Origin of the sequence: Photobacterium ganghwense, from assembly GCF_003025595.1 — a bacterium.
GTDB lineage: Bacteria > Pseudomonadota > Gammaproteobacteria > Enterobacterales > Vibrionaceae > Photobacterium > Photobacterium ganghwense.
Genome location: NZ_PYMI01000001.1, coordinates 1,080,814 through 1,096,416, shown reverse-complemented (window position 1 = coordinate 1,096,416; position 15,603 = coordinate 1,080,814). Strand labels below are relative to the sequence as shown.

The following is a 15,603-nucleotide window of genomic DNA, read 5'->3' as shown; positions in this document are numbered from 1 at the left end:
GTAAATGAGTCTGATTTCTCAAGCACACGCGGCAGCGGAAGGGGCACCTCAGGGTGGCAGCATGCAGCTTTTCATCATGCTTGGTCTGTTTGCGGTAATTTTCTATTTCATGATTTACCGTCCGCAGGCGAAACGTGTGAAAGAGCACAAAAATCTGATGTCTTCTATGGGCAAAGGTGACGAAGTGCTGACAAACGGTGGTCTGGTTGGTCGTATCACGAAAGTTTCAGCAGAAAACGACTACATCGTTATCGCTCTGAACGACACGACTGAAGTTACCATCAAGAAAGACTTTGTTTCTGCCGTTCTGCCAAAAGGCACAATGAAGTCTCTGTAAAACTTGCTTTGAAGGATCACAGCAGTGCTAAACCGTTATCCCTTGTGGAAGAACCTGATGGTGGTGTTTACACTGATCATCGGTCTGCTTTATGCGCTTCCCAATGTGTTCGGTGAAGATCCAGCAATTCAAATCTCCGGGGCGCGTGGCGCCTCGGTAGATATGTCCGCGCTGGATACCGTTACCGAAGATCTCAAAAAAAACCAAATCTCTTATAAATCCGTCGCATTCGAAAACGGCACTGTCCTGGTCCGCTTTAACGACACTGATACACAGATCAGTGCTCGCGATATTCTGAATGAACAGCTGGGCGATAACTATGTTGTTGCGTTGAACCTGGCTGCATCGACTCCTGACTGGCTGGAAGCTATCGGCGCTAACCCAATGAAATTGGGCCTTGACCTCCGTGGCGGGGTGCACTTCCTGATGGAAGTGGATATGGACGCCGCGATGGAAAAACTGCTGGGTCAGCAGGAAGAAACGTTCCGTACCGAGCTGCGTGAAGCCAAGATTCGTTACCGTGCGATCGCCAAAACCACTGACACGGTAGAAGTGCGTCTGCGTGACAACGCGCAACTGGCTGAAGCCAAATCTGCGCTGGCTAAGTTGCACCCGGATATGCTGTTCACAGATTCCGGCAGCAACGGTCGCTTTGTTCTGACGGCGCGTTTCACTGAAGAGCGTCTGAAAGAAATCCGCAACTACGCCGTCGATCAGAACATTACCATTCTTCGTAACCGTGTGAATGAGCTGGGTGTTGCTGAGCCGCTGGTACAGCGCCAGGGTGCAAACCGCATCGTGGTAGAACTGCCAGGGGTACAGGATACTGCCCGTGCGAAAGAAATCCTGGGGGCAACCGCCACTCTGGAATTCCGTGAAGTCGACAGCGCGGCTGATCTGGCGGCAGCGGCTTCCGGTCGTGTGCCACCAGGCAGCGAAGTGAAATTCACCCGTGATCAGCGCCCTGTTGTTCTGAAAAAACGAGTGATCCTGTCGGGTTCTCACATCACGGATGCAAGCTCAAGTGCTGATGAATATGGCCGTCCGCAGGTAAACATCTCGCTCGACAGCGAAGGCGGCAGCAAAATGACAGCCTTCTCACGTAACAACGTGGGTAAGCTGATGGCGACCATTTTTACTGAATACAAAGACAGCGGTAAACGTGACGCCAGCGGTAAAGTTATCCTGGAAAAACACGAAGAAGTGATTAACCAGGCGACTATCCAGACCGCGCTGGGCCGTAACTTCCGTATCACAGGTATCGATTCTCAGGCTGAAGCGCATAACCTGGCGCTGCTGCTGCGTGCCGGTGCACTGATTGCGCCAATCTCTATCGTTGAAGAACGCACCATTGGCCCGTCTATGGGTCAGCAGAACATCGATATGGGGATCCAGGCGTGTATCTGGGGCATGATCGCGGTTATGTTGTTCACCCTGCTGTACTACCGTCGATTCGGCCTGTTCGCCAACATGGCGCTGGCGATGAACCTAGTACTGATTATTGGTGTGATGTCGATGATTCCGGGGGCGACCATGACCCTGCCAGGTATCGCCGGTATCGTACTGACCGTCGGTATGGCGGTGGATGCCAACGTGCTGATTTTTGAACGTATTCGTGAGGAGCTTCGCGACGGACGCAGTCCGCAGCAGGCGATTCAGCAAGGTTACGCCAATGCCTTCAGTACTATTGCCGATGCGAACATCACCACACTGATCACGGCAATCATTCTGTTTGCTGTGGGAACCGGTGCCATTAAAGGCTTCGCGGTTACCCTGTCGATCGGTATTCTGACCTCTATGTTCACGGCGATCATTGGTACCCGTGCTCTGGTTAACCTGGTTTACGGCGGCAAGCGCGTCGATAAGCTGTCGATCTAAGGAGACGCTGACATGTTTCAGATTATGAAAGCGAATAAGGTGATCGACTTTATGCGCTGGTCGAAAGGAGCCTTCTTCCTGTCGGCCCTAATGATTATTGCGGCGATTGCGACCGTGACGACCCAAAAGCTGAACTGGGGCCTGGATTTCACCGGTGGTACGCTGATTGAAGTCGGCTTTGAAAAGCCGGCGGATCTGGGCAAAATCCGTGACTCGCTGGAAGTGGCCGGTTTTGGTGATGCAATTGTGCAGAACTTCGGTACGGCACGTGATGTCATGGTACGTCTGCAGCCGCGTGAAGATGCTCAGGGCGAGAAGCTGGGTAACCAGATTATTGATGCCCTGCGTACCGGCACCGGGCAGAACGTAGAAATGCGTCGGATTGAGTTCGTGGGCCCGAACGTGGGTGACGAGCTGGCTGAAGCGGGTGGTTTGGCGATCCTGGTTTCCTTGATCTGTATCTTGCTTTACGTATCCATGCGTTTCGAATGGCGTCTGGCAGCCGGTGCGGTATTGGCACTGGCACACGACGTGATCATCACCATTGGTATTTTCTCATTCACACAGATTGAGATTGACCTGACTATCGTTGCAGCTCTGCTGACCGTGGTCGGTTACTCCCTGAACGATACCATTGTTGTCTTCGACCGTATTCGTGAAAACTTCCGTAAGATGCGTAAAGGCGATGCAGCGGAAATCATGAACAGCTCGATCACTCAGACCCTGAGCCGTACGCTGATCACCTCAGCGACGACGCTGTTTGTGGTGATTGCCCTGTTCGTGAAAGGCGGCAGCATGATCCACGGCTTTGCGGCAGCCCTGCTGATTGGTATCACGGTTGGTACATATTCTTCTATCTATGTGGCTTCTGCACTGGCGCTGAAACTGGGGATCACCCGTGAGCACCTGATGCCGCCGCAGGTAGAAAAAGAAGGCGAAGAGTTTGATGCCATGCCTTAAGGCACGGCAGCGAAAACACACGTTGTTCTGAATGGAAAATCCGGGCCTGGCCCGGATTTTTTTATCTCTGTTGGAAACGATTGATTGCTTTCGCTTTTTAGTGCGTTTTATTTGTTGAGGATCACGCTAAGGCAGCAGTGATAGGGGGGCAGATCGCACGCTAATTAGCCATGACCGTCAGGGCGCATCGCTTTCGTTATCGCTGGCGGCATTGCCAGTCGCATGACCCATGTCAGTATCCTGCGGATTGGCGTTATCCGCATTGCGCTCAGGTTTGGTGGCAGCAGTTTTTATCGGGTCAGTTTTTTTATTGCCAGTCTTCTCACCGTCTGTCTTTTTACCGCTTGTATTTTCACCGTCTTCTACATCGCCTGTTTTCTCATTGTCTTTGTGCTCACGGCTGGTTTGAGGTGGCACCAAGTCGGACAGATTCTTAATATGGATATCCCGCTGCGGGAAAGGAATGGACACGCCGTGATCGGTGAGCTGTTGGTAGATCTCAAACAGCAGATCCGATTTGACCACAAAGACCTGGCGGATGTCCCGGATAAAGCAGCGCAGTTCAAACAGCAATGCGCTGTCGCCCATTTCACTGAATATCACCACCGGAGCGGCGGGGTAACTCAGCACCATGTCGTGTTGTTTGGCGGCATCAATCAGCACCGATTTCACCACCTTCAAATCACTGCCATAGGCAACACCAATTTTAACCACTAGCCGGCCATGACTGCTGCGCAGCGTCATGTTCTTCACAATGCCGGCGATCAGATCTGAATTGGGAATCACCACATCATGCAGGTCAAACGTTTCTATCCGGGTGGAGCGTACCGCGATTTTTTTCACAAAGCCGGAGTAACCGGACACTTCAATCCAGTCGCCTTCTTTTATCGGGCGCTCAATCAGCAGAATGATCCCGGATACAAAATTGGAGACGACCGTTTGCAGGCCGAAACCTATCCCGACTGACAGCGCACCGGCAACTACCGCCAGGCTCGACAAGTTAAGCCCGGCAGCTGAAACCGCGATCAGTGCCGACAGAGTGTAGCCGACGTAGCCGACGCCGGTGATCAGCGCGGTACGGGCACCTGCATCGGTTTTGGTTTTGGGCAGCACCGAATGACGCAGTACATACTGCAGCCAGCGGGTGGCAACAACACCGACAAACAGCACGGTAAACAGGGTCAGGATAACATTGAGAGAGATTCGGGCATCGCCCAGCTCAATACCTTCTGAGAGCAGGCGCCATATTTCAGCAATATCTGTCAGCCTTGCGCCCCAGGTCATCGCCAGTAGCGGCGCCACAATCAGGGTGATGAGCGCTATCAGAAAGAAGGGGATCAGGCCATGCTGGCTGTCGCCCGGCACATCACTCTGATCATCATCCTGATCGCCAAAGCGCGCCATCAGGCCCAGTATCCCGTAGTAAACCACCATAGCAAACGCGATGAGACCAATCGACACCACCATCGGGATAATGGCCTGTCTGGCTAAGTTATCGTAACCAATTGAAACGAAAAGCACACTCAGAATACTGGAGGCTTTCATCAACACAATAAGGGCTTTCAGGACGCCGCTGCTGACCGTATCGGTATGTTCACCTTCGGTCGACTGGTCCTGTTCAACGGCTTTGCTGAGGATCAGAGCCAGTCGCCACATCAGCAAGCTTCCGAATACGATAACCGGGAGGGTAAAGACGGCGGTTGAGGCCGGGCTAAAGGTATAGTCGAGCTGTAACGCATCTATCAGAGAAATCAGACAGATGAACAGCCCGAGCAGTACACAGGTACGTAAGCCGCGGCGGGCCACGGAATCTGTGATGCTGATGATGCGCTGATCTGGTGTTCGCGGCCGGAATATCAGGAATCCCAGCCAGTAACTGATCACCAGAAACAGCGCCATGAAAGGCATCGCCGCAATAACTGTGTTCACCGATGTCAGCCGCAGACCTGAGACCAGAAAGGCGGTGTAAATGGCGAGGAAACTCAGAATTGGAAACAGTAAATGCAGACATGCAGCCATCAGGCTGACCAGAAAGGCGAGGCTCTTTTTCCTGATTTTACGGATCGCGATCTCTGACTTTTCAATTATCCGCGGCTGGATGATCGCAATCAGTAAAACAGCCAGTACGATTAGGGCAATAGATAAGGGTAGCGCTGCCAGCAGCTTGTGCTTTCGTTCTTCGTCACTCAGGTAAACCTGAAATTCCTGGCTGACTTTATCCGTAAAGGTATGCCATTCCGTGACCGCCGTTTCCCAGTGGGACGGCACTAAAGGTGACGGGCTTTTATTGAGCCATTCCTGAGTGGTGTTTTTCCGGATCCTGGAGTCAATTTCGCTGATCAGCAAATTGGCCCGCTCGTAAGCCCCTTCGGAATAAAAGCTGGGGCCGCTGGCGATGGCCAGCGATTGTTCGAGGTTTGCACGCCGCTTGGCGGTCACTTCAGCCTCGCTTTCTCCCTCGGCCGGAGGCGGCCCCAAAGCATCAAGCTGGGCTTCTAATGTCCGGACTTCAACATCTTTATAGTTCGCAATTTTATAGGCTTGATCTCGTTGCTCCGCCAGCTGTTGTCGGATAGCTTCGAACTGACCATTGGTGGTGTTTTTATCGAACAACAATTGCTCGGCTTTTTTCGCGGTTTTCTCCCAGGAGATATATGGCTCCTGCTGACTGAAGTCTGCGCCATACGTGAGCACTGACCCAAGCAGCAACAGTAGCCATAAGAAATGAGTGAGTACCGCAAGCCCCCCTGAGCCTCGAAGGAACGAGAGCCATCCAGTCTGGTCAGTGCGCATGCGTGACTCCTTCTCGTTCCGGCTGTCAGGTAGGCCGGGTGGAAATGACGGATATTTTAGAATAAGTCAAAAATAGGCAGGCCGCCTGAGCAGGAGTGCGAACGATGGGTATGGAGGGGGAAATCAGGGCCAATCAAGAAGAGGCATCGGACGGCGGAAGAAAGTAGCAATAGAAGAAGTAATAAAAGAAGAGAAATAGGATCAGGCACGAGAGCCATGAGGGCTCTGAAGCACGGCAAGACGAACCGTGGTTAAGCAAAAAAAACGCCCCGGCATTTGCCGGGGCGTTTCGAAACAGGCACTCAGTCAATGAGCGACTCTGGCATTATTTTTTCAGCGCGTCGCTGCCGTGTTCACGGATTTTGCTCAGCAGAGGCTTAACAACACGTGCGTTACCAGCAACCAGGTTGCCAGTACTCATGTAGTTAGTGTTACCAGTAAAGTCTGCACAGATAGCACCAGACTCACGAGCAATCAGTTCACCGGCTGCGATTTCCCAAGGTTTCTGACCCAGCTTGAAGACACCGTCAACGCGGCCAGCTGCCAGGTAACACAGGTCTAGTGCAGTAGAACCGCTCTGACGCATGTCATCACACTCAACAAACAGAGCGCTCTGGATTTTCATGTAGCTTTCAGCATGTTGTTTTGCTGCGTAAGGCAGGCCAGTTGCCAGTGTCGTACCAGTCAGGTCACGTGGTTGAGAAGCACGGATACGCTGGCTGTTCAGCTGAGCACCAGAACCACGGGTTGCTGTGAACAGTTCGTTGCGAGATGGGTCGTAAACGGCGGCAACTTCTGTACGGCCACGCATACGCAGGGCTACAGAGATAGCGAAGTGCGGGTAACCGCGAACGAAGTTTTTGGTGCCATCCACTGGGTCAATGATCCACTGACATTCTTTGTCTTTACCGTCATAATTGCCAGTTTCAGCACCTACGATGCAGTGATCAGGATAAGACTTACGAATAGTGTCGATAATGATAGCTTCTGCTTCATGATCGATATTGGTAACAACATCAGTACCTTTATTTGCGACTTCAATAGTCTGCGGTTTTTCTAGTGATTTAATGACATGGTCACCAGCCTTTCGCACAGCGCGAATGGCGATGTTTAGCATCGGATGCATAGGATCTTCCCAACGGATGTTAAAGAACTAAAAAGCGGCGGCGAGTATATCAGAGCTTGAGCAAAAGGGAAGTGGTTATTTTTTGCACGCTAACGGTTACGTCAGGAAAAGTGATGCGTTTTTATTCGTTTAATTCACGCAACCGCAGAGTGCAACCTTGTTTTTACAGGTTTTCACCTATTTTAAAAACTCTGTGTTAGAATCTGTCGGTTCACTATAAGCGAGTCGGAAGTTACACCCCCATGTTAGAAAAAGTCAGTGTGGTTCTTGTTGGTACATCACATCCGGGCAATATTGGTTCGGCTGCCCGAGCAATGAAAGTGATGGGACTGACCAATCTGGTGCTGGTCGACCCTGCCTGTGAGATTGACGAAACTACGTACGCACTGGCTGCCGGGGCGTCTGATATCGTTGAGAATGTCCGGATTGTGGCAACCTTGGATGAAGCCATTGCCGACTGCGGTCTGGTAGTCGGTTCCAGTGCCCGTTCGCGCACCTTGGAGTGGCCTCAGCTGGATCCGCGTCAGTGCGGTATCCGCACCGTTAAAGAAGCCGCCAACCATTCGGTGGCGATTTTGTTTGGTCGAGAGCGTACGGGCCTGACCAACGAAGAGCTGCAACGCTGCCACTTCCATGTCTACATTCCTGCCAATCCGGAATACAGTTCCCTGAACTTGGCGATGGCGGTTCAGACCATCAGCTATGAAATCCGGATGGCACATCTCGACAGCCAGCAATATGCCGGTCAGCCAGAGGATGATGATTATCCTCGAATGAAAGAACTCGAACAGTTCTACCAGCATCTGGAGCAAGTCGCGACGCGAACCGCGTTTATTGCTCCGGATAAACCAAGCATGGTCATGACTAAAATGCGCCGATTGTTTTCCCGTGCGAGGCCTGAAGCGCAGGAGCTGAATATCCTGCGTGGAATTCTGTCTTCCATAGAAAAATCTCTTTTTAAGTAATGCTAGTAGGCATACAAACTGAATGGTTAAATGTCTGAGTAAATTGCTCAGGTATATACTTGACCATTTTACTCGGGTATGCGACACTCCTCCCATGAACAAACGTGGGTAGCGGTGTGTTATGAGATTGACATCAAAAGGAAGATACGCAGTCACAGCCATGCTGGATGTGGCTCTGCATTCTCAGGATGGTCCTGTTCCACTGGCGGATATTTCTGAACGTCAGGGGATTTCACTATCCTATCTGGAACAACTGTTTTCACGCCTGCGCAAGGCTGGTCTGGTTGCCAGCGTGCGTGGTCCGGGTGGTGGTTACCGCCTAGGCGAAGATGCCAATAATATTGCTGTTGGTATGGTGATTGCCGCAGTCGATGAATCAGTCGACGCGACGAAATGCCAGGGTAAGGGTGATTGTCAGGGCGGAGTACGCTGCCTGACCCATACGCTGTGGCATGATTTAAGCGCCCGTATCAGCGGCTTTTTGAACAACATCACTCTTGGTGAGTTGATGCAAGATAATGACGTACAGGAGATCTCTGATCGACAGGATCAAATCCTGAAGAAATCGTCATTTGGACACAAAAATACACACGACAGCACCGCTATCGGTGTCGATGTTCGCTCCTAGAGAACTAGACGTCCGTGTTTTCGGAGATGAAGATGAAACTGCCAATATATTTTGACTATTCCGCTACTTGCCCGGTCGACCCTCGCGTTGCAGAGAAGATGATGCAATGCCTGACGATGGATGGAAACTTCGGTAACCCGGCTTCTCGTTCTCACCGCTTTGGTTGGCAGGCTGAAGAAGCGGTTGATACTGCTCGTGAGCAAGTTGCTGATCTGCTGAATGCAGACCCGCGCGAAATCGTATTTACATCAGGTGCGACTGAGTCAGACAACCTGGCCATTAAAGGTGCTGCCCACTTCTATGACAAGAAAGGCAAGCACGTTATCACCTGTAAAACAGAACACAAAGCGGTTCTTGACCCATGCCGTCAGCTGGAGCGTGAAGGCTTCGAAGTGACGTACCTGGAGCCTGAGTCTAACGGTCTGATTGACCTGGCTAAACTGCGTGACGCTATCCGTGAAGACACGGTGCTGGTTTCTATCATGCACGTGAACAACGAAATCGGTGTTATTCAGGACATCGCTGCTATTGGCGAAATCTGCCGTGAGCAAAAAGTGGTTTTCCACGTGGATGCTGCTCAGTCTGCGGGTAAGCTGCCTATCGATGTTCAGGAAATGAAAGTTGACCTGATCTCGCTGTCTGCGCACAAAATCTACGGTCCGAAAGGTATTGGCGCACTGTACGTTCGCCGTAAGCCTCGTATCCGTCTGGAAGCGCAAATGCACGGTGGCGGCCACGAGCGTGGTTTCCGTTCCGGTACGCTGGCAACTCACCAGATTGTCGGTATGGGTGAAGCATTCCGAATTGCTAAAGAAGAGATGGAGCAAGATTACCAGCACGCTCTGGTTCTGCGTAACCGTCTGCTGGCAGGTCTGGAAGGTATGGAAGCGATGACCATCAATGGTGATCTGGAACAACGCCTGCCAAACAACCTGAACATCAGCTTCGCGTACGTTGAGGGTGAATCTCTGCTGATGGCGCTGAAAGATCTGGCTGTTTCTTCTGGTTCTGCCTGTACATCGGCAAGTCTTGAGCCTTCTTACGTACTGCGTGCGCTGGGCCTGGACGATGAACTGGCACACAGCTCAATTCGCTTCTCTTTCGGTCGCTTCACGACTGAAGAAGAAGTAGACTACGCAGTTTCGCAAATCCGCGGCGCGGTAGAGAAACTACGTGAAATGTCTCCGCTGTGGGATATGTACAAAGAAGGTATTGACCTGAACACGGTTGAGTGGGCACACCACTGATATAGCGGTCATCACGTATTTGAGGAAACTGTCATGGCATATAGTGAAAAAGTAATTGATCATTACGAGAACCCGCGTAACGTTGGCTCATTTGACAAAAATGACAAAAACGTTGGTAGCGGCATGGTGGGTGCACCAGCCTGTGGCGACGTAATGAAACTTCAGATCAAAGTATCTGAAGACGGCATCATCGAAGATGCGAAATTTAAAACCTACGGCTGTGGTTCAGCTATCGCGTCAAGCTCACTGATCACTGAATGGGTGAAAGGTAAGACCCTGGACGAAGCTGCTGCAATCAAAAACTCTGCGATTGCGGAAGAGCTGGAACTGCCACCGGTTAAAGTTCACTGCTCGATCCTGGCGGAAGATGCAATCAAAGCCGCAGTTAGCGACTACAAGAAAAAGCACGAACAATAATAACGTTTTAAGGGTTGTTGTATGGCCATTACAATTACTGAAGCGGCAGCAAGTCGCGTCGCTAGCTTCCTAGAAAACCGAGGAAAAGGCATCGGCCTGCGACTGGGTGTACGCACTTCAGGCTGTTCAGGAATGGCCTACGTCCTTGAGTTTGTCGACCAGCTGGACGAAGGCGATCACGTCTTCGAAGAAAAAGGTGTCAAAATTATCGTTGATGCCAAAAGCTTGGTTTACCTCGAAGGGACAGAGCTGGATTTTGCCAAAGAAGGATTAAATGAAGGCTTTAAGTTTAACAACCCTAACGTTTCCAGCGAATGCGGTTGTGGTGAAAGCTTCAACGTTTAATCGCTGAGTCAACGGAGCCTGATTGCTGCCCTCCGGCGGTTATCAGGTTCTGTTTTTCTGGATTCAGCTTTACAGTTACTGACGTGATATGAATCATTTTGAACTCTTCGGGCTACCTTTTCAGTTTGAGCTGGACGGTAGCCTTCTTGCAAATCAGTTCCGGGAATTACAGCGCCGTTTTCACCCTGACAATTTCGCAACGGCTTCAGAGCGTGATCGTCTGATGGCTGTGCAGAAAGCCGCTCAGATTAACGATGCATTCCAGACGCTGAAGAATCCGATCTCCCGCGCTGAGTACATGCTGGCAGAGCGAGGGGTGGAGATCCGGGGCGAACAGAAGACCCTCCAGGATCCTGTCTTCCTGATGCAGCAAATGGAACTGCGTGAAACTCTGGAAGATATCCCGCAAGCCAGTGATCCCGAAGCGGCACTGTTTGATTTCGAGCAAGAGGTCACCGCGCTTTATAAAGCGAACATGGCTGATCTTGAGCAACGACTACTAGATGAAAACTGGGAAACCGCAGCCGACGTCGTGCGCAAGCTGAAGTTTATTGTTAAGCTGCGTGATGAAGTTGAGCGTTTGGAAGACAGCCTGCTTGACTGATCTTTTCCAAACCCGGTACTAACTCCACAGGAACAAACATGGCACTGTTACAGATTGCTGAACCCGGCCAAAGCGCTGCCCCGCACCAACATAAGCTGGCGGTGGGCATTGATCTGGGTACCACCAATTCACTTGTAGCTGCGGTTCGCAGCGGCACCACCGAAACCCTGAAAGATGAGCTGGGGCGATCGACTTTGCCTTCGGCCGTGCACTATAGCGAAGCGGGCATTGTTGTCGGCCATCAGGCGCGTGACATTGCTCAGCAGGACCCTGCCAATAGCATCATTTCAGTGAAACGTATGATGGGTCGTTCGCTGGCGGATATCCAGCAGCGTTATCCGCAGTTGCCATACCAGTTTAAAGCGACCGACAATGGTCTGCCGCAATTGGTGACCCGTGCGGGCGAGGTTAACCCGGTACAGGTTTCTGCCGAAATTCTAAAAAATCTGAACGAGCGTGCTCAGGCTGCACTGGGTGGTGAGCTGACCGGTGTGGTTATCACTGTGCCGGCTTATTTCGATGATGCGCAGCGTGCCGGTACCAAAGATGCGGCTAAACTGGCGAACCTGAATGTGCTGCGTTTGCTGAACGAGCCAACGGCGGCTGCGATTGCCTACGGCCTGGACTCTGGTCAGGAAGGCGTGATTGCGGTTTATGACCTGGGTGGTGGTACGTTCGATATCTCAATTCTTCGCCTGTCCAAAGGGGTGTTTGAAGTGCTGGCAACCGGTGGCGACTCGGCACTGGGCGGCGATGACTTCGACCATCTGCTAGCGGACTGGATCGCCGAGCAGGCGGGCGTGACCGCCGCGCTGTCTGCGCAGCAGCAGCGCCTACTGCAAGATGTCGCTCAACAGACGAAAGAAGCTCTGACTGACAGCGACAGCGTGGCAGTGGATGTGCTGGGCTGGCAGGGTAAGGTAACCCGCGCACAGTTTGAGACACTGATTCAGCCGCTGGTGAAGAAAACCCTGATGTCCTGTCGTCGTGCGCTGAAAGATGCGGATGTAACGACTGACGAAGTGATCGAAACCGTCATGGTTGGCGGCTCAACCCGCGTACCACTGGTGCGTGAGATGGTTGGTGGTTTCTTCGGTAAGACACCACTGACGTCAATCAACCCGGATGAGGTGGTGGCGATCGGTGCTGCGATTCAGGCTGATATCCTGGTGGGTAACAAGCCGGACTCTGAGATGCTGCTGCTGGATGTGATCCCTCTGTCATTGGGTATCGAAACTATGGGCGGCATGATTGAAAAAATTATTCCGCGTAACACCACAATCCCTGTGGCTCGTGCCCAGGAGTTCACCACCTTTAAAGATGGTCAGACAGCGATGTCCGTACATGTGGTGCAGGGTGAGCGCGAAATGGTGGATGACTGCCGTTCACTGGCCCGCTTTACACTGCGTGGCATTCCGGCCATGGCGGCCGGGGCTGCTCATATCCGCGTGACCTACCAGGTTGATGCAGACGGCCTGCTGTCTGTGACCGCGATGGAGAAAAGCAGTGGCGTACAGTCGTCTATCCAGGTTAAGCCGTCTTACGGCCTGACCGACGATGAAATTGCGACCATGATTCGCGATTCTATGGCTCACGCACAGGAAGACAAAGACGCCCGTGCACTTGCCGAGCAGCAAGTTGAGGCAGATCGCGTGCTGGAAGGTCTGATTGCCGCGCTGGCTCAGGACGGGGATACCCTGCTGAGCAAAGAAGAGCGCGAAGAGCTGGAAGCCGTCATGATGGAACTGGTTCAGCTGCGTCAGGGTACAGACCCGCGTGCAATTGAAGCCGGTATTAAGAAAACAGATAAAGCAAGCCAGGAATTTGCGTCTCGTCGGATGGATCAGTCTATTCGTCGCGCACTGGCTGGTCATTCGATTGATGAGGTTTAGGCATGCCTAAGATTGTTGTATTACCCCATGATGAACTGTGTCCGGAAGGTGCGGTGCTGGAAGCCAATACCGGTGAAACAGTCCTGGATGTGGCGTTGAAAAATGGGATTGCTATTGAGCATGCCTGTGAGAAATCGTGCGCATGTACAACTTGCCACGTGATCATCCGTGAAGGCTTTGACTCGCTGGAAGAAAGTGACGAGCTGGAAGACGACATGCTGGATAAAGCATGGGGTCTGGAGCCGGAATCACGTCTGGGCTGTCAGGCTCGCGTGGCGGATGAAGACCTGGTGGTTGAAATCCCGAAATACACGATCAATCTGGCGTCTGAAGGCCACTGATTGTGACTCTCTGCCGGCGCCCTGTCGCCGGCAGATCCGCTACACTAAAACAATTCCAACCTTGGCGTGTGCCGCTGTCCGGCAACGGTGTACCCTCTGAGCAAACGAGTAAGGAGTATCGTATGGGCTTGAAATGGATTGATTCTCGCGAACTGGCGATTGAGCTTTCTGAGCTGCACCCTGATGTTGACCCGACCACAATCCGTTTTACCGATCTACGGGAATGGATTCTGGAACTGGAAGACTTCGACGACGATCCGAAACACTGCAGTGAACGCGTGCTGGAAGCCGTGCAAATGTACTGGATCGAAGAAGCAGAATAATCTGCGGCTGCCCCTCTCTTTTTCTACGCTAAACGCTTCTCTTCCTCAGCCGAGGATCTGATCTTGCTCTTAGTCTCGTTGTAAACAACTTGTTTATTTATCGGGAGCAAGGCAGAGTATTCAATATTCTGAAAATAGAGTTAAAGACAAAATATTTAACTCTATTGTTCCGGTTATTTACGGTTAAATCGCCCGAAATCGAATGAAACCGACGGTGACCCCCTTGGTAAAGTCAGTGAGCGCCCCCATACAGGCTGTTATATCCGATAACAGTGTTGTCATGCCTTTGTTACCTCACGGCGTTACAGCGAGGATTACCGGAAACAGACGTCAGGACGTTTAACCGACTTTGTGTCTTTCCTCATCACATACAGGGAAGGCGACCAACCCAAGGAGTAATTCATGTCTGCCAAAATGATTGTTCAACTGTCCAGGGAAGCTGCTGATGAGAAGTGGGGCAGCAATGCTCTGGTGACGTTCGTCGGAGAAGGGGCGCTGGTTCACCTGAACGATGACAACCTGTTGGATACCATTCAGCGTGCCGGCCGTAAGCTGGACGGTATGGGCATCAAGCAGGTACAACTGACTGGCGAAGGCTGGGATCTGGAAGCGATCTGGTCATTTATTCAGGGCCACCGCACGACCAAACCGGGTAACGAAGTGAGCTGGGAAGGTCTGTCAGAGGCAGACGAAGCGGAACTACAGGCGCGCCTGATGGCAACTAACTGGGTTCGTGAAATCATTAACCAGCCGGCAGAAATCATTCGCCCGTCACAACTGGCTACCCGTGCCGGTGAATTCATCAAGTCTCTGGCTCCGGAGCACGTCAACTACAAAATCATCAAAGGTAATGACCTGCTGGATGAAGGCTGGGTGGGCATTCACACTGTCGGCCGTGGCTCTATTCATTCTCCGGCAATGCTGCGTCTGGATTACAACCCGACCGGCAACCCGGATGCACCGGTTCACACCTGCCTGGTTGGTAAAGGCATTACTTTCGATTCAGGCGGTTACAGCATTAAACCGTCGGGCAGCATGTCAGCGATGAAAGCGGACATGGGCGGCTCGGCATTGGCGACGGGTGCGCTGGCACTGGCCATTGCACGTGGCACTAACAAACGTATCAAGCTTATCCTGTGCTGTGCGGAAAACATGGTTTCCGGCAATGCTTTCAAACTGGGTGATGTGATCACTTACAAGAACGGCAAAACCGTTGAAGTGCTGAACACCGACGCAGAAGGACGTCTGGTTCTGGCTGACGGCCTGATTTATGCCAGCTCGCAGAATCCTGAACTGATCATCGACTGCGCGACCCTGACCGGCGCGGCGAAAAATGCGCTGGGTAACGATTACCACGCGCTGTTCAGCTTTGACCATGCTTTGGCACAAAAAGCCCTGATGGCAGCCAGCGAAGAGCATGAAGGTCTGTGGCCGCTGCCGTTGGCTGAGCAGCACCGCAGCATGATGCCATCCAGCTTTGCCGATCTGGCGAACATCTCACAAGGTGAGTTCATGCCGGGAGCAAGCACCGCTGCGGCCTTCCTGTCTTACTTCGTGGAAGACTACAAAAACGGTTGGATGCACATCGATGCCAGCGGTACCTACCGCAAGTCGGCCAGCGATAAGTGGGGCACTGGCGCAACCGGTATGGGCGTGCGCACCCTGGCTAACATCCTGTGTGATGAAGAGTAATTACTCATTAACCAAGTTAACGGTGGCTGCCTGAGCGGGCGGCCGCAAAAGGAAG

General features: G+C 52.1%; 15 protein-coding genes. 13 read left to right on the top strand and 2 right to left on the bottom strand.

What is annotated here, in order from left to right; genetic code table 11:
• Positions 1 to 4: 4 nt before the first annotated feature.
• Genes yajC through secF form a run of 3 tightly spaced genes read left to right on the top strand, consistent with a single transcriptional unit; the run spans position 5 to position 3,175 of the window.
• Positions 5 to 337: a preprotein translocase subunit YajC gene (yajC, locus tag C9I92_RS04855; RefSeq protein ID WP_047886588.1), complete on the top strand. Its 333-nt coding sequence runs from the start codon at positions 5 to 7 to the stop codon at positions 335 to 337.
• Positions 338 to 361: 24 nt separating this feature from the next.
• The gene (gene secD, locus C9I92_RS04850; RefSeq protein ID WP_084712653.1) at positions 362 to 2,215 is read left to right on the top strand and encodes a protein translocase subunit SecD; all 1,854 of its coding nucleotides are present in this window, start codon (positions 362 to 364) and stop codon (positions 2,213 to 2,215) included.
• 12 nt (positions 2,216 to 2,227) lie between these two features.
• A complete protein-coding gene (gene secF / locus C9I92_RS04845) occupies positions 2,228 to 3,175 on the top strand; it encodes a protein translocase subunit SecF (protein WP_047886590.1) in 948 nt (315 codons plus the stop codon).
• 177 nt (positions 3,176 to 3,352) lie between these two features.
• Here the strand turns inward: secF and C9I92_RS04840 are convergent, their stop codons facing one another.
• On the bottom strand, positions 3,353 to 5,968 hold the full coding sequence (locus C9I92_RS04840; RefSeq protein WP_053061907.1) for a DUF3772 domain-containing protein: 2,616 nt from the start codon (positions 5,966 to 5,968) through the stop codon (positions 3,353 to 3,355).
• 325 nt (positions 5,969 to 6,293) lie between these two features.
• Positions 6,294 to 7,094: an inositol-1-monophosphatase gene (gene suhB / locus C9I92_RS04835; RefSeq protein WP_047886591.1), complete on the bottom strand. Its 801-nt coding sequence runs from the start codon at positions 7,092 to 7,094 to the stop codon at positions 6,294 to 6,296.
• A gap of 242 nt (positions 7,095 to 7,336) precedes the next feature.
• Here suhB and trmJ point away from each other — a divergent pair, with 242 nt between their 5' ends.
• The 10 genes from trmJ (at position 7,337) to pepB (ending at position 15,548) form a co-directional block, all read left to right on the top strand.
• Positions 7,337 to 8,059 carry a tRNA (cytosine(32)/uridine(32)-2'-O)-methyltransferase TrmJ gene (gene trmJ, locus C9I92_RS04830; protein WP_047886592.1) on the top strand — a complete coding sequence of 241 codons (723 nt, stop codon included), beginning with the start codon at positions 7,337 to 7,339 and terminating at the stop codon, positions 8,057 to 8,059.
• Between the two features lie 121 nt (positions 8,060 to 8,180).
• The gene (iscR, locus tag C9I92_RS04825) at positions 8,181 to 8,687 is read left to right on the top strand and encodes a Fe-S cluster assembly transcriptional regulator IscR (RefSeq protein WP_047886593.1); all 507 of its coding nucleotides are present in this window, start codon (positions 8,181 to 8,183) and stop codon (positions 8,685 to 8,687) included.
• Between the two features lie 32 nt (positions 8,688 to 8,719).
• Complete coding sequence (locus tag C9I92_RS04820) at positions 8,720 to 9,934, top strand: IscS subfamily cysteine desulfurase (protein WP_047886594.1); 1,215 nt, start codon at positions 8,720 to 8,722, stop codon at positions 9,932 to 9,934.
• A gap of 33 nt (positions 9,935 to 9,967) precedes the next feature.
• Positions 9,968 to 10,351: a Fe-S cluster assembly scaffold IscU gene (gene iscU, locus C9I92_RS04815; protein WP_047886595.1), complete on the top strand. Its 384-nt coding sequence runs from the start codon at positions 9,968 to 9,970 to the stop codon at positions 10,349 to 10,351.
• A 21-nt stretch (positions 10,352 to 10,372) separates the two neighbouring features.
• Positions 10,373 to 10,696: an iron-sulfur cluster assembly protein IscA gene (gene iscA / locus C9I92_RS04810; protein ID WP_047886596.1), complete on the top strand. Its 324-nt coding sequence runs from the start codon at positions 10,373 to 10,375 to the stop codon at positions 10,694 to 10,696.
• A gap of 88 nt (positions 10,697 to 10,784) precedes the next feature.
• A complete protein-coding gene (gene hscB, locus C9I92_RS04805) occupies positions 10,785 to 11,300 on the top strand; it encodes a co-chaperone HscB (RefSeq protein ID WP_047886597.1) in 516 nt (171 codons plus the stop codon).
• A 38-nt stretch (positions 11,301 to 11,338) separates the two neighbouring features.
• Entirely contained in the window at positions 11,339 to 13,192 is a 1,854-nt protein-coding gene (gene hscA, locus C9I92_RS04800; RefSeq protein WP_047886598.1) for a Fe-S protein assembly chaperone HscA, read from the top strand.
• 2 nt (positions 13,193 to 13,194) lie between these two features.
• Complete coding sequence (gene fdx / locus C9I92_RS04795; protein WP_047886599.1) at positions 13,195 to 13,533, top strand: ISC system 2Fe-2S type ferredoxin; 339 nt, start codon at positions 13,195 to 13,197, stop codon at positions 13,531 to 13,533.
• 122 nt (positions 13,534 to 13,655) lie between these two features.
• Positions 13,656 to 13,856 (top strand): Fe-S cluster assembly protein IscX, encoded by a 201-nt coding sequence (iscX, locus tag C9I92_RS04790; protein ID WP_047886600.1) that lies wholly within the window; start codon positions 13,656 to 13,658, stop codon positions 13,854 to 13,856.
• A 402-nt stretch (positions 13,857 to 14,258) separates the two neighbouring features.
• Complete coding sequence (gene pepB / locus C9I92_RS04785) at positions 14,259 to 15,548, top strand: aminopeptidase PepB (protein WP_047886601.1); 1,290 nt, start codon at positions 14,259 to 14,261, stop codon at positions 15,546 to 15,548.
• Positions 15,549 to 15,603: the final 55 nt, after the last annotated feature.